The following is a 17,688-nucleotide window of genomic DNA, read 5'->3' as shown; positions in this document are numbered from 1 at the left end:
CAAGATTTATTTGCGGACAAAATCTAATGGCAGAAACACCTTTAGCTTCACTTATGCAGTAAAAAAGTTTAAAACTTGCTCACCTGGTAAAAAAGGAGGAAAAATAAAATGATGAAAGCATTGCAAAATCTGGGCCGGGCCTTAATGCTGCCGGTAGCTGTTCTTCCTGCAGCAGCTATTTTAGCGGGGATCGGAAACTGGATTTTAGGCTTTTCCGAGGGAAATATTATCGGTACGTTTTTGCAGACGGCAGGAACATCAATTCTTGACAACTTAGGAATATTGTTTGCTGTCGGTATTGCTATTGGGTTATCCAAGGACAAGCATGGCGCGGCAGGATTAAGTGGTTTGGTAGGGTTCCTGGTATTTAGTACACTGATTTCCACCGACACTGTCGCAAACATACAAGGAATTGATGCAGAAAGTGTAAACGCAGCTTTTGGTCAAAATGAAAACGTTTTTATCGGTATTATTTCAGGTATCGTATCTGCATCGATGTATAACCGGTTCAGCGAAGTGAAACTGCCGGATGCACTGGCATTCTTCAGTGGTAAAAGACTCGCACCGATTATGTCAGCGGCTGCAATGGTTGTCGTTGCTGCTATTATGTACTTTGTATGGCCTGTTGTTTACTCTTGGCTCGTATCGTTTGGTACAGCAATCAGTAATTTAGGGGCTGGAGGAGCAGGCTTGTATGGTTTCTTTAACCGTTTATTAATTCCAACAGGGTTGCATCATGCGCTGAACTCCGTATTCTGGTTTGATGTTGCGGGTATTAATGATATCGGTAACTTCTTAAGCGGTGAAGGCGAAAAAGGGATCACCGGGATGTATCAGGCAGGGTTTTTCCCAATCATGATGTTTGGTTTGCCTGCTGCGGCTTTAGCCATGTACCATACGGCTAAAACAAGACGTAAAAAACAGGCGGCCTCATTAATGCTGGCAGCTGCGTTTGCTGCTTTCTTTACAGGAGTAACCGAGCCACTTGAGTTTTCTTTTATGTTCTTGGCTCCTGCATTGTATGTTGTCCATGCAGCGCTTACCGGTTTATCCTTATTTATCGCAGCGACATTCCAGTGGACATCAGGTTTCGGATTTAGTGCCGGTTTTGTAGACTATACATTAAGTTTTACAAATCCACTTGCAAATCAGCCTTATATGCTTCTTGTTCAAGGGCTTGTATTTGCGGTTATTTACTACTTCCTGTTCCGTTTCCTGATAGTCAAATTCAATTTGAAAACACCCGGCCGTGAAGATGAAGCTGTCAACGCACAAGCAGGTGAATCTGCTGATAAATCAGGTGAAACTTCAGACAAGGCTGATGAAACTGCTGTCATGGCTTCCGAGATTTATGAAGGACTTGGCGGCGACGAAAACGTAACATCTGTTGATTACTGTACTACCCGGCTACGTTTAGAGGTAAAGGATATGGACAAAGTTGACCAGGACAAAATCAAAGCAACCGGGGTTCCGGGCATTAATGTAGTAGGAAAACACAATATCCAAGTGATAATTGGAACGAGTGTTCAGTTTGTGGCAGATGAAGTAAACAAGATACGTAATAAGAAATAAGTATGAAAAAAGTACTCCAATCCATTGCGGGAAGCAGCGGGGGATGGAGTACTTTTTTCTCTCCTCTAAAGGAAGAGGGAGTGATCCGGTCTGCAAGCAATTGGATGTGGGCAAACGCAAATACCGTTTTTTAATTTATAGTTTTATACATCTTCCATATAGAAAGTTATAATAATTGTCTTGACAACGTTTTCATAATTTGGTTAAATTTAAAACAAGACAAGTTAATAATTAGTATGGAGAATTGGAGATCCACAGGGAATGACCTTTTGAAACAGGAAAGGTGCGTTTTTTTGTGGATTATATTTTTTTAATTTTCAGGAGGTGGTTGCCGGAAAATGTAATCTAGTAATTTTACATAAAGGAGTGAAAACACAACTTGGGGAAAAATAAATCAGTAACCAGAAATAGAAAACGTCTTAATCAGAGTAATTTATTTGGTACGGGTATGCTTTATCTGCTGCCGGCATTGCTGCTTCTGGGCGTATTTTTATTCTATCCTATCATCATGTCTTTGTATTATAGTTTTTTTGAAGTTGGCGGTGGAGGGCAAGTTGGTGACTTTGTAGGTTGGGAACATTATGCAAGCTTACTTGAGTCTCCACAGTTTCGCCAAAGTATGGTAAGTACATTGTTATTTGTACTCTATACGGTTCCGGCACAAATTATTATTTCCTTATTTTTAGCAGTCATAGCCAGTGAAAAACTCAAAGGAAACGGCTTTTTCAGAACGATATTTTCGTCTACCCTTGGGGTTTCAGTAGCGGCAGGTGCAACGATTTTTATGTTTTTATTCCATCCAAGTCTGGGGGTATTAAATAATATCCTCGGTATGGTCGGGATAGATGCAGTTGATTGGCTTACAGACTCGAGGTGGGCACTGTTTTCTGTTGCATTAACAACTGTTTGGATGCAAATAGGCATTAACTTTATTATATTGCTGGGCGGATTGCAAAATATTTCAAGGGAGCTATATGAAAGTGCCGATATAGATGGAGCAGGATATTTTGCAAAGTTATTTAAAATTACGATCCCTTTACTTTCTCCGGTTTTATTTTTTGTTACTATCATAGGAGTAATAGGATCTTTTCAGACATTTGGGCAAATTGACATCTTAACAGGGGGCGGTCCTGCAGGGTCTACAAATATTATTGTTTACTCTATTTATCAGGAAGCATTTTCCTACGGTAACTTTGGATATGCCAGTGCGCAGGCGATTATCTTATTTATTATCATATTAATTGTTACGATTATTCAATTTAGAGTGGGAGAAAGAAGGGTGCATTATCAATGATGAGAAAATTTATATTTTATTTTTTGCTGGTTCTGTCATCCCTAATACTGTTTTTCCCACTACTATATGCCATATCAGCAAGTTTTATGGAACCCCAGGAAATTTATGCCGGCAAATTGCTGCCCTCATCCATAAGCTTTGATGCATATGGAGAAGTTTTTGACAGGGTGCCGTTAGTACATTTCCTGCTGGTGAGTTTTACAGTATCTTTTATTGTTATGTTAGGACAGCTGATAGTATCAAGTTTGTCAGCTTATGCATTTGTTTTCATTCCGTTCAAAGGCAGAGAGCTTATTTTTTTCCTGTTTTTAGCAACTATGTTAATTCCATGGGAAGCAACAATGATACCTAACTTTCTGACTATATTGAATTTGGGCTGGGTAAATACTTTTGCCGGTCTTACTTTCCCATTTTTCGCACTGCCTTTTGGTATTTTTCTATTAAGGCAGCATTTCCTGACGATACCGAAAGAATTATGGGAATCAGCTCAAATGGACGGTTGTTCACGATTTAAGTTCTATTTGAAGTTTGTTTTGCCGTTATCTAAATCATCATTAAGTGCGTTAGGGATTTATGGATTTTTGACAACATGGAACCAATATCTCTGGCCGCTTTTGGTAACCAATGATGAATCCCGCAGAACTGTACAAATTGGTTTGAAGATGCTCATAGATACCGAAAGTTCCTCTTCATGGAATATGGTAATGGCGGGCGTAGTAGTAATTCTAATACCAACATTAATTTTGTTATTTATAGGATTAAAGTATATTAGAGAGGGATTAACTGCAGGTGCGTTGAAAGGATAAAAATTGAAAGGGGAAATGAAAAAATGAAAAAATTCTTTGGCAGTTTAGCATTGTTTTTGGTTCTTATGCTAACATTGGCTGCATGCAACAACAGCGATGATGGTGAAGGCGGATCCAGTGATGACGGTGCTTCAGAGGATAAAATACAAATTGATTTCTGGCATGCAATGAGTGGTATTAACGGTGAGTCTCTGGAGGCGATTGTAGATAGCTTTAATGAGCAGTCCGATACAGTCGAAGTGCGTGCAATCTATCAGGGAAGCTACGATGATTCATTAGCCCAGCTGCGTGCAGTAGGCGGTTCAGATGAAGCGCCTGCAATTGTACAAGTATTTGAAATCGGCACTAAGTATATGAGTGAAAGCGGATTTATTACGCCGATGCAGGAGTTTATTGATGCAGATAATTTTGATACCTCTACTTTGGAAGAAAATATTTTATCTTATTATGAGTTAGAAGGAGAATTATACTCCATGCCTTTTAATACTTCCAATGCTGTTATGTTCTATAACAAGGATATGTTTGAAGAGGCAGGTTTGGATCCGGAAAATCCTCCAAGTACGTTCAGCGAAGTGAGTGAAGCTGCTGAGGTGTTATCTGATGATGATACGTATGGCTTCACCATGGCAACTATAGGCTGGTTCGTCGAACAGCTGCTTGCAAACCAGGGTGCACTTTACCTGGATAACGACAATGGACGCAGCGGGGATGCTGCAGAAGCATTGATCAACTCTGAGGAAGGATTAAACATCTTTAACTGGTTAAATGAAATGAATGAGGCCGGTACTTTCCGGAATTACGGAAGTAACTGGGAAGATCCCCGCGGACCATTTTTTGCCGGGCAAGTGGGTATGTATTTAGATTCTACAGCGAATACAGCACAAGTAATAGAAAATTCCCCATTTGAAGTCGGTTCTGCTTTTATCCCTGTTGCAGACGGCATGGATCCGGAAGGTGTCATTGTTGGCGGTGCGTCCATTTGGATTACAAATCAGGTATCTGAAGAGGAGCAACAGGCCGCATGGGAGTTTGTTAAATACACGACTGACCCGGAAGTTCAAGCAGAATGGGCAGCTGCAACTGGTTATTTCCCAATCACACCAGCAGCCTATGAAGAGGACGCTTTAAATGAAGTTTATGAAGAATATCCAATCTTCCGGACTGCTGTTGATCAGTTGGAAAGCACCACGGCCAGTCCTGCAACGCAGGGAGCATTAACAGAAGTATTACCGGAGGCAAGACAAATTGTTGAAACGGCACTAGGTGAAATGTATGAAGGACGTGACCCTCAGGAAGCATTGGATGAAGCAGCACAAAGAATTACCGATGCCCTGCAGTAATGGTTGAATCAGAAATAATGAGGGGGCTTTTGCCGGAACCAGTTAATTTCACTGCTTGAGTGACGGAAAAGCTCCTTAAAAGCGAGTGAATAATTTGGTTTTAAACTTTGCACACAGGGGCTCTCTTACAGAGGCCCCTGAAAATACATTGCCGGCCATGCAAAAAGCATTGGACCATAACATTCGGGGGATCGAGCTTGATGTGCAGCTTACAAGGGATAACAAATTGGTTGTTATCCACGATCAGGAGTTAGCGCGCTTCAATAAGATGTTTCCTGGATACGTAAAGGATTACACATTAAAGGAAATTAAACAAATTGATATCGGTTCATCGTTTTCTGAAGAATTTACAGGCGTTTCTTTAGCCACATTGGATGAAATCCTGGAAATACTCCCTGAAAATATATTGTTAAATGTGGAAATAAAAAATATTCCGATAGTATATAAAGGAATTGAGCAAGCGGTGACCGACTGTTTAAAAAATCATAAGTTTGAGGATAGAGTGATTGTTTCTTCATTTGATCATGAAGCTTTAAAAAACTTTCAGGAATTAAATCCAGATATTCCAATAGGTTTACTATTTTATTACCGGCTGTTAAAACCATGGGAATACGCCAGGTATTGCGGCCTGGATATTTACAGCATACATCCGATGCAAAATTGGACAGATAGAAAATTAATTGAAGAATGCCATTCTCTGGGTTATAAAGTTTTTCCGTATACGGTAAATAGCGAAAGTCGGTATGAACAGCTCCTGGATTATGGGGTTGATGGTGTGTTTTCCAATAATCCGGACATTTTCACCAAATTATAGCTCCGCAGAGAGATGAAAGCAGTTGTTCATAAAAATGGGCAGCATATCCTGTCATCAGTATATAAGTGGGATGTTTTTTAATTTAGAAGAATATAGTGGTATTTCAGAACAATAAATCATGTCAATCTGAATAGAGGCTGAGACAGAACGCTGAGTAAGCATGGAAAAGACGAACAATCTGCCATATTAGCTCCGGAAATATACACAGGATCCAGCGGGAGTAAAGATATCAGTGAGCCCCCTGAAGACGTGGCGGCAATTTGGAGTGTTGCACTTCAGAGATACCTGCAGTACAACGGGCGCAAGGAGGCTTTCCAGCCGCCCGCGTCAAAGCAGACATTAAAAAGAATTTGACCGCAGGTTGCACTTATGCCAGCGGGGAAAGCAGAGTAAATTTCCGAAACTTAAGTGCAGGGTATAAAGAAATTCGGATCACTGTTTACTAATGTTGCTTTGTTACAGCCTCTTACTATCCTAGGCATAATGGGGGTGATAAACATGTTAAGCAGGGAAAACTACTACGCAACAAAACGCAAAGAAATTAAATCCCTCACTTTAAGTATTATCGATCATTTGCTAAATATGACCAATTACTACACTGACTTCTTAAATGACCCCTCCGATAAACAGAGAGAGCATATTTTAAAGGCTGAAAATAGTGTTGATCAAATTGAAAGAAAGATAGAGTCTTATATTTTAGAGATTATTTCTCTTCAGCAATTAAACATGAAAGAGATTAAATGGCTGTTTTCCATGAATCGCATCATCCGGGATCTGGAACGGATTGGGGACCAGCTAACAAACATTATTACAATCAGTGAAGTTCAAGACGTAGAGGAATTAAAACCATTAATCCGCAAATTTTTTGTCTATGAACAGAAAATGATGCATTGGCTGATGGATGGAATGAAAAATGATGAAATTAATGTACTGAACCAGGTTATTCTGCACGATCAGCACGTTAATAAGCTGAATAAGGACACTTATCAAATGCTCGTCAGTCACATTGAAGTAGAAAAAAAAATCACAGAAAGTAAGTTAAAAATGATTGTTATCAGCCGCTTTTTAGAAAGGATCGGTGACCATTTGGTTAATTGTTCAAAAAAGTATAAAGAGACCATTCGGACTGTGGAGAAAGAAGCCTCTGATATACCTGAAAGGTAATAAGTTTAGAAGTTTCAACTTAGCCTTGTGCTCCAGGTTTCCAATTAAGCAAAAACTTTTATCTAAGCGTGGCTTCAGTCAGTAATTTTAAAAAACATTCTATGGGGAAGGATTATGCTAAAATCCTTAAAACCTCCCATTAAATGGCCGTGACAGGTCAGGAAGTTGGTGTAGGGTCAGTAAATGGAATTTTTAACAATTATACTGGGTTTTTTCGGCGGGCTGGGTATTTTCTTATATGGTACCCATCTCTTAAGTAATAGTTTACAGCGAATTGCAGCTTCAAAAATACGTGCTTATTTAATAAAAATAACGGATAAACGCTGGAAAGGCATATTCAGTGGAATCGCAGCAACCTTTTTCCTGCAAAGCAGTACTGTTACATCCATCCTGGTTGTTGGACTCGTCAGCAGTGCTGTACTCAGCCTCAGTCAGGCTTTTGGAATCATTATTGGTTCTGCTATTGGAACAACGCTGACGGTTCAGGTTTTAACGTTTAATATATCAGAGTACAGCACATTGTTCATTTTTTTCGGGGCAGTCATCACGGTATTTATAAAGCATTCAAAATGGAAAAATTCAGGTCTGATTTTACTTAGTATCGGTTTTATTTTTTACGGAATATCTCTTATATCCAGTTCTGTATCCCCGGTAAGTTCCTATGAACCGGTTATTGACGCATTATTGTATGTTTCCGGACAGCCTGTACTTTTTGCCTTCCTTGCCATGCTTTTAGCTGCATTATTTCACAGCAGCGCAGCGGTTATCCTGATTGGTATTGCCTTTATTGACAATGGAATTATGACGGCAGAGGTACTTATACCACTTATATTGGGGGCTAATGCAGGGTCAGCGATTCCAGTTATCGTGTCCAGTCTTTCAATGAGTAGTGAAGGGAAAAAATTAGCTTTTTTTTCATTTCTGTTTAATTTTTCGGGAGCAGTGCTGTTCCTGATCTTTCTGCCAATCATGATGCAGATAATTGGATATTTACCTGGAGATCCGGGAAGACAAGTTGCCCATTTCCATACATTATTTAATGTCGTAAATACATTGATTTTCCTGCCATTGCTGCCAATGGTGGCAAAAGGTTTTAAACATTTTTTTCCGGAAAAGGAAGAAGAGCCGGTATTTCGTGTTAAGCTGAATGACAAAATACTTGATGTTCCCGAAGAAGCACTCATTCATAGCAAGCGGGAAATTGTCAAGTTAGCAACCCTTGTTCAAACAGATATGATTAAGCAGTTAGTGAACTTTATGGATGGAAAGCATGAAGCAAAAGAACTGGTGAAAACTGAAAGTATCATAGATACATCCTATATAACAATTCAGAAATATTTACTGAAGCTGGGACAAAATGATCTCACGAACAGCCAATCCAATGAAGAAGTAAAACTGCTCCATATATTAAATGATATTGAGCATATTGGAGATTCTGTATTGCGCTTTGTAGGTGCTGCTGAAAAAGTAAGTAAGAAGAATATAGAATTGGGCAAGAAAGACTTGTCCCAGATAAAAGAACTCCTTTTCTACATAGAGAGAGCCAATTCCAACTCTTTATCAGCCTTTAGGGATAATGATACCTTAATTGCAAGGGAAAATATTCAGTCGCAATCCTTTGTAAATCAATTTGAGAACGATATTAAATTTGAGCATTTTAATAGTTTAATTAATAAACAGGAGTACAATCCTGATATAAGTGCGGTATACTTGGACATAACGAATCAATTGCTGCAGATTTATAAGCATTCTATGAATATTTCACGTACTGTGTTGGGATTGATATAATTAATTGCTTATCACAGGCGCAAATGATGAAGTTATTAGTGATTTATTTATCAGTAGAATAGTAATGCAAAGGTGTATTTAAAAATGGGTAAAGACTTTGCTTCTTATAGATAAATACTTGTTAATTTACACCAATTGCATACGGATAGGGGGATTTAAGGTGGAGCCTATGCAGGGAGTCGTACCAGCCGTCAGAAAAATAAAAGATTTTGAAAAACTTTTAAAATCAGACCATAAAATTATTATATTGCTTGAAACGCGTATAGCCCTATTGGCAAATCTGGTGAAATATGCAAAGCAGTTTGATAAGCAGATTATCGTCCATCTGGATTTAATAAATGGGCTGAAGGTTGATCAGTATGGGATGGAACTGCTTGTTCATCATATGAAAGTAGACGGTGTTATATCTACACGCGGAAATATTATTTCCATGGCAAAGAAAAATGGTTTAGTAGCAATTCAGCGAATGTTTGCCATTGACAGCTCAGCTATCAGGAAGAATATTGAACTGGTAGATAAAACAAAACCGGATTATATCGAAGTACTGCCCGGCATTATTCATCCTATCATTCAAGAAATCGCTGAACAGACAGAGACACCTGTCATTGCCGGCGGCTTAATCAGGTCAACGGAAGATATCGAGCTTGCTTTAAACCACGGCGCAGTCGCAATAACAACATCACGTAAAGAGTTATGGAATTATAATAGTGCTATCCGGAAATTTAAAATTAATAATTGATCTGCTATTATAGACAAATAGTGATAATTTAGAGTAAAATAGGAACCAAAGTTAATTAATCTTAGTGGAGATTTAGGAGAACACAATGTTTATCTTTCCTTAGGGAAGGTATATTTGTGTTCTCCTTTTTTATTAACATTGGAAAAGTGCTGGACAGGAGATAAGCATGCAAATAATTTTAGCTGCAAGAAATCAACTCCTCCGGGAAAGTTATTTGCAAATTCGCCAAAACATATCTTAAGGAATCCCGGAATAATTAGCTATATTTGTTGCAGAAAGGATGAGTACAATGCGTTTATCAAGCAGAAGTCGTAAAAATATATTCAACAGAATGGAATTAAGTGATTTGGATGTAATTATTATAGGTGGGGGGATTACCGGCGCGGGGATAGCGCTGGATGCCAGTATGCGTGGTTTAAGTGTCGCCTTATTCGATATGCAGGATTTTGCAGCGGGAACTTCCAGCCGTTCCACAAAGTTAGTTCATGGCGGCTTAAGATATTTGAAACAATTTGAACTGAAAATGGTATCCGAGGTCGGCAAAGAGCGTGCCATCGTATATGAAAATGGCCCCCACGTTACTACACCGGAATGGATGATGCTGCCCTTTTATAAAAGCGGTACATTCGGACCTTTTATGACAAACATAGGTTTGCGGGTGTATGATTTCCTTGCAGGTGTAAAGAAGTCGGAAAGAAGGAAAATGCTAAGTCGTAAAGAGACATTGGAAATGGAGCCGTTATTAAAAGAAAATGGGCTCCTCGGGTCCGGCTATTACGTGGAATACCGGACGGATGATGCCCGGCTGACGATAGAGGTACTTAAAAAAGCTGTGGAAAATGGCGCACTTGCTCTAAATTATGCCAAAGTAACTAACTTTAAGTATGAAAACGGCACAGTGGCCGGCATCCAGGTAGAGGATCAGTTATCAGGTGAAATTCACGAGATTAAAACGAAACACGTTATCAATGCAACAGGTCCGTGGGTAGATACCATCCGTGAAATAGATCAATCAAAGAAAGGAAAAACCCTTCAATTAACAAAAGGGGTGCACCTTGTTTTTGACAAGCAGCGTTTCCCGCTGAAGCAGGCTGTTTATTTCGATACGCCGGACGGCAGAATGATGTTTGCCATTCCCCGTGACGGGAAAACCTATGTCGGTACAACGGATACCGTCTATGAAGACAATATTGCCTTTCCGACTATGACGGAAAATGATCGGGATTATATATTGCAATCCATTGATTTCATGTTTCCCGGATTACAGCTTTCTGTTACTGACGTGGAATCAAGCTGGGCTGGTTTAAGACCTTTAATTCATGAGGAAGGCAAGTCCCCTTCAGAAGTTTCACGTAAGGACGAAATCTTTATTTCAGACTCAGGTCTTATTTCCATCGCAGGAGGGAAATTAACAGGCTACAGAAAAATGGCTGAGGGAGCGGTGGATGCAGTAGTGAAAAGAATAGCGGGGAAACATTTTCAGCCAAATAGTGCCAGCACGAAAGCATTGCCTATATCCGGCGGTAATGTTGGCGGATCGGAAGGTTTCCCGGAGTTTGTGAAAGAGCAAATAATTATAGGTAAGAAAGCAGGACTTGCCACTGAAGATGCCAGATTTTTAGCAGAAAAATACGGATCGAATGCCCCTGTACTCTTTGATTTATATAAGCAAGGGAAAGTGAATAACAGCCGATTGCATCCGCTGACATGGGCAATGCTGCATTACAGTATGGAATACGAAGCAGCCTGCAAGCCAACGGATTTCTTCATCCGGCGTACAGGTGCAATGTTTTTTAATATTGATTGGGTGAAAAAGGAAAAGGAAGCGGTTATGGAGGAAATGAAGAGACTCTTTGAATGGACTGAGAAACAGATGGAAAGATATGAAGCGGAACTCGAGCAGTTTCTATATGAGGCAGACCACCCTGTTGAAGTGTAAAGTATAATTAGTTCAAATAAATTATCGTGAGCATCCCTTACGCGGTGAGGATGATGTGAAGCATCCTGCAGCACTTTCTTGTTAATAAACAGGATGTGTCGGAACAGATGAAGGATATCCTATTGGCCCGAATCAATCGCCGGCAGTCTATTTATCTATATTCATTCTGCTATAATAAAATCAGGTGATAGAAATGAAAATACGTATTTTTATAGTACTGCTGATTTTCCTGGCCAGCTGCGGACATATTGGAGAAACGAGCACGGAAGTAGTAACGGAGAAGTATAATCAGGCTGGAGAAGTGGCTTTAGACCGGGATGGTGCCTTGTTATCCGAAACCCGATTCCTCAATATTGCCCACCGCGGTGCGTCCGGCCATGCACCGGAGCATACATTGGTATCCTATCAAATGGGGGAAGAAATGAATGCGGATTATATTGAAGTCGATTTGCAGATGACTAATGACGGGACACTGGTTGCCTTGCATGATGAAGATATATCCCGCACCTCGGGAAAAGAAGGTGCCGTGAAAGATTTTGACATTGACGAGATCAAAGCGATTGAGGTGGGCAGCTGGTTTAATGAGGAAAATCCGGACCTTGCCAAGCCGATTTTTAATCAAATAGAAGTCCCGACATTAGATGAGGTTCTGGAAACATTCGGCCATGATGCTAATTATTATATTGAAACGAAATCACCCGAAATTTACCCCGGAATGGTGGAGGAATTGCTGGAAGTGCTCCACCGGCATGAATTAATTGGCGAAGATATTCCGGAAGGCCAGGTGATCATTCAGTCATTCGATAAATCCAGTTTATTGGAAGTAAAAGACCATGAACCATCGATTCCATTGATCAAACTATTAAATTACCGGGATGAAGAAGCAGTATTATCAGAGGAGGAATTGGATGAAATCAAAGGTTATGCGGTCGGCATTGGTGTAAACCATGCATCGTTAACGAAGGAGTTCGTAGAAAAAGTCCGGCGGGAAGGTCTGCTCATTCACCCCTATACCGTGAATGAGAAAGATGACATGGAGCGGCTTATAAGCTGGGGCGTCACAGGCATTTTTACCGATTATCCGGATCGTTTGGAAACAATGCTTGAAAACTACCGCAGCCGGGAAGATTAAAGCAGAAAATAAGGAATGGTTTTATTAAGGTTCAGCCTAAGAGCAATAAACAGCCTGATTATAATACAGGGCAGGCTGCCGGCTAACCGCGGGCCTTACCCTGCCATTCAAGGAGTGATCCTTTGAGTTTATATTTCCAAATCTGTTCAAGTGTGCTCAAAAAGAACTTCATGTTAGCCGTAATGGCAGCGGTGTTATTAGTGATAACCTTCTTTATCTGGGCTGGAGTACCTTTTTTTATAATTGGGAGTACAGTGGCAGAATTAACCTCTAATTTAGCCATCATCCATCTTAGTATTTCCTTTTCAGGAGGACTCCTGTTTTCTTTGTATTTCGTACCCATCAATCTAAAAGTTGCGAAAAAGATTGCTGATTTAAAACAGCGAAGTGTAATGCATTACTTTATACGTATAGAATTAATGGGGGTATTGCTGTGTTCTTCTATTTTTCAAATCATATTAAGTATTTTGATACAACTATAGAATTTAATAGTAGAAATCTTTTATTTGCATTGCTGCACTCCCCTGATGCTGCTCTTATACGCTAAAGAAAAGACCGGTCTTACAGATTATTCAATATATCACCAATGGCTTCTTCGCCAAATTCCTGCCATTTGCTCTTATCACGGATATAGCCGTCCTTATCCAGCGGTTTCTGGAATTGATTCAGTCCGCCGGCTGCAGTGAGCAGGGAATGTTCATCCGTATCCAGCCCTTCATTAACTACATGTTTGATAACAAAAGGCTTTTTAAATTCAATCCATGCATCTCTTCTGTCCAGTTCTCCTTCAAGCACATGAAAAGGCATCCGGATATAATAGGTTTCTCCGCCTTCCCGATGCATCACCCCATCAAACATGCCCCTGTCATAATCCCAATTTCCGCCAATATGAAAACCAAACTTTTTTAATGTCTCCAGGGCATAGCCAAAAGACATTTGCTTTCCTTCCATATCTGTATCCAAATGCAGCATAAAATCGCTCCTTTACCTGTTTTTTCATAGTATAAACAATAATTGGGAATACATACATTCTTATCAATAAAAAATGGAATGGAGCCACTGAAGGAAGCTGTAAAGCAGCGGAATGGTCACCAGGCAAAGCAGGGTTGTAAGCATCACGCCAAATGAAGCAAAGGAAGCATCTCCACCATACTTTTTTGCATAAACAGAGATGGTGGGAGCACTCGGCATGGCAGCTGTCAGCACAGCAACAACAATTAAAGGGTATGGAACAGGGAGAAAGAAAAAAACAAACAAAAATGACGGGAGGATAAGTAATTTACAGGCCGCTGCTATCCATACATATACGTGTTTACTGTATTGCTGAAAAACATGCCAGCGGATTTCCGCCAGGAGGCTGCCGATCAATATCATGGATAAGGGAATCGTCATTTTTCCGACATCTTCAAATGTGTTCAGCAGCGGTAGAGGCCAATCAAACGGAAGAAACAGCATGCATAGGCCGATCAGCGTCGATAAAATGCCTGGATTAAGAAACAGGGCTTTCCAGTTTGTACTTGATTCATTTTTGGTAAAAAGAAAGATCCCATATGACCAAATCAATATTAAGTAACAAACATTAAACAAGGTTAAGTACATAATTCCTTGTTCTGCCATTAAAATATAACTGATGGCAAAACCGATAAAACCCTGGTTCCCGAAAATGATCAAGCTTTCGTATACACTTTTTTGCTTTACAGGCAGTTTGGCTCTTCGCCTGAGCAAAAAACCGGCTAAAACCGATATGCTAAGTATGAAGATGGACATGGCAACCAGCCAGGCGAAATCTGTTAGAATATCACGGGAAAGGGTGGTGTTCAATGAATATAAAATCAATGCCGGTAAAGTGATATACAGCAAGAGCTGGGTAATAACCTGTGTGGCGCTCGAAGGAAGTATTCTCATTTTTCTGCTGGCAAAACCAATGATTGCCATAATAAAAAGGGGGATCATTGCTTGTAAAAATGCACCAGTGGACAACAATGGCCTTCTCTCCTTTCCATAATCAGGGTATGATTCAGAAGCGGAGATGGTACCATATTGACAGGCGATCCACATTTTTGAAGCCTTAGTAAAAACAATGATAGTTCCGGAAGTACCATACCAGTTAAATTGCAAATTGGGCCGCATGCAAGCAGTTCCCATGGGACACAGCCGGATAATGATGATGGCGAAACACGGTCATCTGCCTGTTTGGCGGACCCGGAAAATATAATGGAAAGGTAAGGTAGAAGAAAATGCTTTTTCGATGCATCCGGTTTTTCTAGGAACCTATGGTTTATATTATATAAAAATACCCATAATGCTAAGGAATATATATAAAGGTGGTTATAATAATATGGGTATTTCCGAATTGCTCTTAAGAATTACAATCGGCTTCGTCGTCCTGTTTGTGCTTACCCGTATAATGGGGAGAAAAGAGATCAGCCAAATGACCTTTGTTAACTTTGTATCAGCGATTTCGATCGGTTCGATCACTGCGAACCTTGTCGTCAATCAAAATCTCAGTATACTAAATGGCGTCATCGCATTAACGGGCTGGACTGTTTTCACCTTAGTCCTTGCATTTGTCGAAATTTTTTCGATAAAAGGAAGAAAGGTTGTCAGCGGTGATCCGGTGATAGTCATCAAAGACGGGAAAATTGCGGAAAAAGCATTGCGGATCCATCGGCTTGACCTGGATACTTTAACTTCCATGCTGAGACAAAAAAATATATTTTCCATTTCCGTTGTGGATTATGCGATATTCGAGACAAATGGCAGGTTAACTGTATTGCTGAAAGAGAACAAACAGCCGGTAACGAAGTCGGATATGAATATTTCTTCGGAAAGCAAAGTATATCCCATTCCAACTGAGATCATTGTGGATGGAAAGGTTCTTCCTGATAGTCTGGAAAAACTGGACCTTGATATTGATTGGGTAAACAGTGAGTTGAAGCAGCATGGAGCAGACTCGGCTGCAGAGGTGTTTTTTGGCCAGGTTCAGACTGACGGTTCTTTATTCATTGACAAAAAAGAAGGAAGCCGGGGAACTTCCTCCTAGACTTCCACCTCACTCATTAAGGCGTGTGTATTTTCTTCTGAGTCCTTGAAAAAGGCCATCCATGTTTCGGTTTGCTCCATCTTTGCCACAAGATGCGGCTCAACGGGAAAGAAGACACCTTTTCCTTTTAAAGCAAGGTATACCTCCTGAATATCCTCCACTTGAAAATAGATTACGGAACTGGCATGGGCAAATTCTTCTCTTTCCGGGAGGCTTAACATAATACGCAATCCTTCACATTTAAAAAAAGCCATCGTTTTTGTGCTGAAAAGCATAGGAAGCCCCAGTTTTTCCTTATAGAAATTTGCAGCTCTTTCAAGGTCTCTTACCGGCACCCCGATTTGTCCGATCTTTTTAATCATGTTTTTCCCCTTCCTTTGAAATATGAACTTTTTCTAAGGAGCAGTAACATGCTGTTATAAAGCATTTTATCACAATAATAAATAAACCGGTTAAGGGATTACAGGACAATTATGGTAAAATATAAAGAAACACTATTTGCGGGGGAAGCAGGGTTCACATGGAAATAGCAGGATTAATCGTAATAGTTCTAGTTGCTTCTATACTCCAAACAAGTACAGGGTTTGGTTTTTCTATTATTGCTGCTCCTTTCCTTCTATTGATTTTTGAACCCGCTGAGGCCATTCAAATAAATCTGATTTTGTCTCTTGTGATTTCTATTGTATTAATCAGGAAAATCAGCAAAGATATAGATGTCGGGGTTCTGAAAAGATTGATAGCAGGAAGTTTAGCAGGTTTGCCGATAGGTATTGTCATCTTCCTGTTCATTGATATAGAAAAATTAAAGCTGATTGTTAGTCTTATAATTCTGGTGTTGACGGTCATGCTTATTTTCAGGTTTAAAATCAGTCAAAATAAACGCCGGGACCTGGGAGCAGGCGGATTATCAGGAGTGTTAACCATAAGCATGGGAATGCCCGGACCGCCACTGTTATTATATTTTTCCGGGACAGCTGTGCTGAAAGCAAAATTAAGGGGTACAACACTTGCTTTCTATCTTTTTATTTATTTTATGAGTCTACTTATCCAAACTGTATTTACGGGAACAAATAAAATAACTTGGATTTCAAGTGGTCTGGCTTTGCCGCTCGTATTTATCGGCTTATTTTTGGGGCAAATTTTGTTTAAAAGGATTGATCAAAATACCTTTAGAATCGTTATCTACTGTCTATTAATATTTACAGGCATCTATTTATTTGTCGATAGCTTGATACTCAATTAAGATAGCAGTCGCAAATGTGCTGTCCGGTTAAAATCTTTTATCTTCCATTTTTCATTTTCAAAATGGATGTTGCTGATACAGCCGTTCATCAGCCTGTCTCCCTCCAGGATATTATCATTGCCTGAAAAGGCTTTTAGGATTGCTTTGATGACAGCACCATGATTAATGAGCAGGACCTTCTGGCCGGGATACAATTCGGTAACTTTTTGAAGACCCATCATGATTCTGTTGTGAAAATCTTCTTCCCTCTCCTGGCCCGGGTAATTTTTTTCCGGATATACGGCCCGCCGCGCTTCATAGGTCATGCCTTCCGCAGCACCAAAGGCACGCTCTTGAAACTCGCTCATCGTGTGAAATGGCAGTCCGAGCTTTTGATTAATAATTTCCGCTGTTTGTTTTGCCCGTTTCAGCGGACTCGAAATGAGAACATCATAGCTGGATGATGCAAGATAAACACTGCATGCCTCTGCCTGTTTTACTCCCTTGGCATTCAATGGTATATCTGTTGTACCCTGCAATATGCCTGCAGCATTCCATTCCGTTTCCCCGTGCCGAATTAAACAAATGGTTGTCATGGTAGTCCTCCCGGTTTTTCTTTTTTTATATCCTATTGTACCTGAGAATGCATTACAGTGTGAAGCAGCATACCTATTATTAATGCATAATACAATACTGATAATAATTATTCAGCAATGGATACATTAATGGAGTGGGAGCAAACAAAAAGCCGATTTCCCAACGTAAAGGAAAGCGACTTTTCAGATCAGCTTTCTTGCCTGATTATAAAGGTTTGACATTAGATTTCTTTGATGAA

General features: G+C 40.0%; 18 protein-coding genes. 13 read left to right on the top strand and 5 right to left on the bottom strand.

The features are described 5' to 3' along the window. Nucleotides 1-108 precede the first annotated feature (108 nt). The 11 genes from nagE (at nt 109) to GHD25_RS02970 (ending at nt 12,588) form a co-directional block, all read left to right on the top strand. Nucleotides 109-1,572: an N-acetylglucosamine-specific PTS transporter subunit IIBC gene (nagE, locus tag GHD25_RS03015; protein WP_164214861.1), complete on the top strand. Its 1,464-nt coding sequence runs from the start codon at nt 109-111 to the stop codon at nt 1,570-1,572. A 2-nt stretch (nt 1,573-1,574) separates the two neighbouring features. After that, nucleotides 1,575-1,706 carry a hypothetical protein gene (locus tag GHD25_RS20130; protein ID WP_276207787.1) on the top strand — a complete coding sequence of 44 codons (132 nt, stop codon included), beginning with the start codon at nt 1,575-1,577 and terminating at the stop codon, nt 1,704-1,706. 314 nt (nt 1,707-2,020) lie between these two features. Next, complete coding sequence (locus GHD25_RS03010) at nt 2,021-2,866, top strand: carbohydrate ABC transporter permease (RefSeq protein ID WP_164214903.1); 846 nt, start codon at nt 2,021-2,023, stop codon at nt 2,864-2,866. Further along, the gene (locus GHD25_RS03005; protein ID WP_164214860.1) at nt 2,863-3,672 is read left to right on the top strand and encodes a carbohydrate ABC transporter permease; all 810 of its coding nucleotides are present in this window, start codon (nt 2,863-2,865) and stop codon (nt 3,670-3,672) included. The genes GHD25_RS03010 and GHD25_RS03005 overlap by 4 nt, the downstream gene beginning before the upstream one ends. Before the next feature lie 23 nt (nt 3,673-3,695). Continuing rightward, the gene (locus tag GHD25_RS03000; RefSeq protein ID WP_164214859.1) at nt 3,696-5,012 is read left to right on the top strand and encodes an ABC transporter substrate-binding protein; all 1,317 of its coding nucleotides are present in this window, start codon (nt 3,696-3,698) and stop codon (nt 5,010-5,012) included. An 85-nt stretch (nt 5,013-5,097) separates the two neighbouring features. Next, the gene (locus tag GHD25_RS02995; protein ID WP_164214858.1) at nt 5,098-5,826 is read left to right on the top strand and encodes a glycerophosphodiester phosphodiesterase; all 729 of its coding nucleotides are present in this window, start codon (nt 5,098-5,100) and stop codon (nt 5,824-5,826) included. 498 nt (nt 5,827-6,324) lie between these two features. Then, nucleotides 6,325-6,990, top strand: coding sequence for a phosphate signaling complex PhoU family protein (locus tag GHD25_RS02990; RefSeq protein WP_164214857.1), 666 nt, complete (start codon nt 6,325-6,327; stop codon nt 6,988-6,990). Nucleotides 6,991-7,173: 183 nt separating this feature from the next. Next, a complete protein-coding gene (locus tag GHD25_RS02985; RefSeq protein ID WP_164214856.1) occupies nt 7,174-8,778 on the top strand; it encodes a Na/Pi cotransporter family protein in 1,605 nt (534 codons plus the stop codon). Between the two features lie 160 nt (nt 8,779-8,938). Next, complete coding sequence (locus tag GHD25_RS02980; protein ID WP_164214855.1) at nt 8,939-9,517, top strand: glycerol-3-phosphate responsive antiterminator; 579 nt, start codon at nt 8,939-8,941, stop codon at nt 9,515-9,517. 289 nt (nt 9,518-9,806) lie between these two features. After that, complete coding sequence (locus GHD25_RS02975) at nt 9,807-11,456, top strand: glycerol-3-phosphate dehydrogenase/oxidase (protein WP_164214854.1); 1,650 nt, start codon at nt 9,807-9,809, stop codon at nt 11,454-11,456. A gap of 193 nt (nt 11,457-11,649) precedes the next feature. Further along, nucleotides 11,650-12,588, top strand: coding sequence for a glycerophosphodiester phosphodiesterase (locus GHD25_RS02970; protein WP_164214853.1), 939 nt, complete (start codon nt 11,650-11,652; stop codon nt 12,586-12,588). A gap of 82 nt (nt 12,589-12,670) precedes the next feature. On the opposite strand, the gene GHD25_RS02965 is transcribed toward GHD25_RS02970, so the two are convergent. From GHD25_RS02965 to GHD25_RS02955, 3 genes are all read right to left on the bottom strand, one after another. Next, nucleotides 12,671-12,931, bottom strand: coding sequence for a hypothetical protein (locus GHD25_RS02965; protein ID WP_164214852.1), 261 nt, complete (start codon nt 12,929-12,931; stop codon nt 12,671-12,673). A gap of 218 nt (nt 12,932-13,149) precedes the next feature. Beyond that, entirely contained in the window at nt 13,150-13,560 is a 411-nt protein-coding gene (locus tag GHD25_RS02960; protein WP_164214851.1) for a YugN family protein, read from the bottom strand. A 63-nt stretch (nt 13,561-13,623) separates the two neighbouring features. After that, entirely contained in the window at nt 13,624-14,706 is a 1,083-nt protein-coding gene (locus GHD25_RS02955) for an AEC family transporter (protein WP_240452196.1), read from the bottom strand. A 220-nt stretch (nt 14,707-14,926) separates the two neighbouring features. Between GHD25_RS02955 and GHD25_RS02950 the strand changes: the two genes are divergently transcribed. Beyond that, entirely contained in the window at nt 14,927-15,631 is a 705-nt protein-coding gene (locus GHD25_RS02950) for a DUF421 domain-containing protein (protein ID WP_164214850.1), read from the top strand. Here GHD25_RS02950 and GHD25_RS02945 read toward each other — a convergent pair. Continuing rightward, a complete protein-coding gene (locus GHD25_RS02945) occupies nt 15,628-15,993 on the bottom strand; it encodes a VOC family protein (protein ID WP_164214849.1) in 366 nt (121 codons plus the stop codon). The two genes, GHD25_RS02950 and GHD25_RS02945, sit on opposite strands and share 4 nt — an antisense overlap. A 158-nt stretch (nt 15,994-16,151) precedes the next feature. Here GHD25_RS02945 and GHD25_RS02940 point away from each other — a divergent pair, with 158 nt between their 5' ends. Beyond that, nucleotides 16,152-16,874 carry a sulfite exporter TauE/SafE family protein gene (locus tag GHD25_RS02940; protein ID WP_164214848.1) on the top strand — a complete coding sequence of 241 codons (723 nt, stop codon included), beginning with the start codon at nt 16,152-16,154 and terminating at the stop codon, nt 16,872-16,874. On the opposite strand, the gene GHD25_RS02935 is transcribed toward GHD25_RS02940, so the two are convergent. Then, nucleotides 16,871-17,449 carry a histidine phosphatase family protein gene (locus tag GHD25_RS02935; protein WP_164214847.1) on the bottom strand — a complete coding sequence of 193 codons (579 nt, stop codon included), beginning with the start codon at nt 17,447-17,449 and terminating at the stop codon, nt 16,871-16,873. The genes GHD25_RS02940 and GHD25_RS02935 overlap by 4 nt on opposite strands. Nucleotides 17,450-17,688 lie beyond the last annotated feature (239 nt).

The organism is Virgibacillus aidingensis, from assembly GCF_010994035.1.
GTDB lineage: Bacteria > Bacillota > Bacilli > Bacillales > Amphibacillaceae > Virgibacillus_N.
Note: the sequence above shows the minus strand (reverse complement) of the source record. Positions and strands in the feature narration are given on the sequence as shown.

What these genes read in the sequence shown, in the direction of transcription:
- nagE (WP_164214861.1), top strand. Translation starts at nt 109, where the DNA reads ATGATGAAAGCATTGCAAAATCTGGGCCGGGCCTTAATGCTGCCGGTA.
- GHD25_RS20130 (WP_276207787.1), top strand. Translation starts at nt 1,575, where the DNA reads ATGAAAAAAGTACTCCAATCCATTGCGGGAAGCAGCGGGGGATGGAGT.
- GHD25_RS03010 (WP_164214903.1), top strand. Translation starts at nt 2,021, where the DNA reads ATGCTTTATCTGCTGCCGGCATTGCTGCTTCTGGGCGTATTTTTATTC.
- GHD25_RS03005 (WP_164214860.1), top strand. Translation starts at nt 2,863, where the DNA reads ATGATGAGAAAATTTATATTTTATTTTTTGCTGGTTCTGTCATCCCTA.
- GHD25_RS03000 (WP_164214859.1), top strand. Translation starts at nt 3,696, where the DNA reads ATGAAAAAATTCTTTGGCAGTTTAGCATTGTTTTTGGTTCTTATGCTA.
- GHD25_RS02990 (WP_164214857.1), top strand. Translation starts at nt 6,325, where the DNA reads ATGTTAAGCAGGGAAAACTACTACGCAACAAAACGCAAAGAAATTAAA.
- GHD25_RS02985 (WP_164214856.1), top strand. Translation starts at nt 7,174, where the DNA reads ATGGAATTTTTAACAATTATACTGGGTTTTTTCGGCGGGCTGGGTATT.
- GHD25_RS02975 (WP_164214854.1), top strand. Translation starts at nt 9,807, where the DNA reads ATGCGTTTATCAAGCAGAAGTCGTAAAAATATATTCAACAGAATGGAA.
- GHD25_RS02970 (WP_164214853.1), top strand. Translation starts at nt 11,650, where the DNA reads ATGAAAATACGTATTTTTATAGTACTGCTGATTTTCCTGGCCAGCTGC.
- GHD25_RS02965 (WP_164214852.1), bottom strand. Translation starts at nt 12,931, where the DNA reads ATGGGTACGAAATACAAAGAAAACAGGAGTCCTCCTGAAAAGGAAATA.
- GHD25_RS02960 (WP_164214851.1), bottom strand. Translation starts at nt 13,560, where the DNA reads ATGCTGCATTTGGATACAGATATGGAAGGAAAGCAAATGTCTTTTGGC.
- GHD25_RS02950 (WP_164214850.1), top strand. Translation starts at nt 14,927, where the DNA reads ATGGGTATTTCCGAATTGCTCTTAAGAATTACAATCGGCTTCGTCGTC.
- GHD25_RS02945 (WP_164214849.1), bottom strand. Translation starts at nt 15,993, where the DNA reads ATGATTAAAAAGATCGGACAAATCGGGGTGCCGGTAAGAGACCTTGAA.
- GHD25_RS02940 (WP_164214848.1), top strand. Translation starts at nt 16,152, where the DNA reads ATGGAAATAGCAGGATTAATCGTAATAGTTCTAGTTGCTTCTATACTC.
- GHD25_RS02935 (WP_164214847.1), bottom strand. Translation starts at nt 17,449, where the DNA reads ATGACAACCATTTGTTTAATTCGGCACGGGGAAACGGAATGGAATGCT.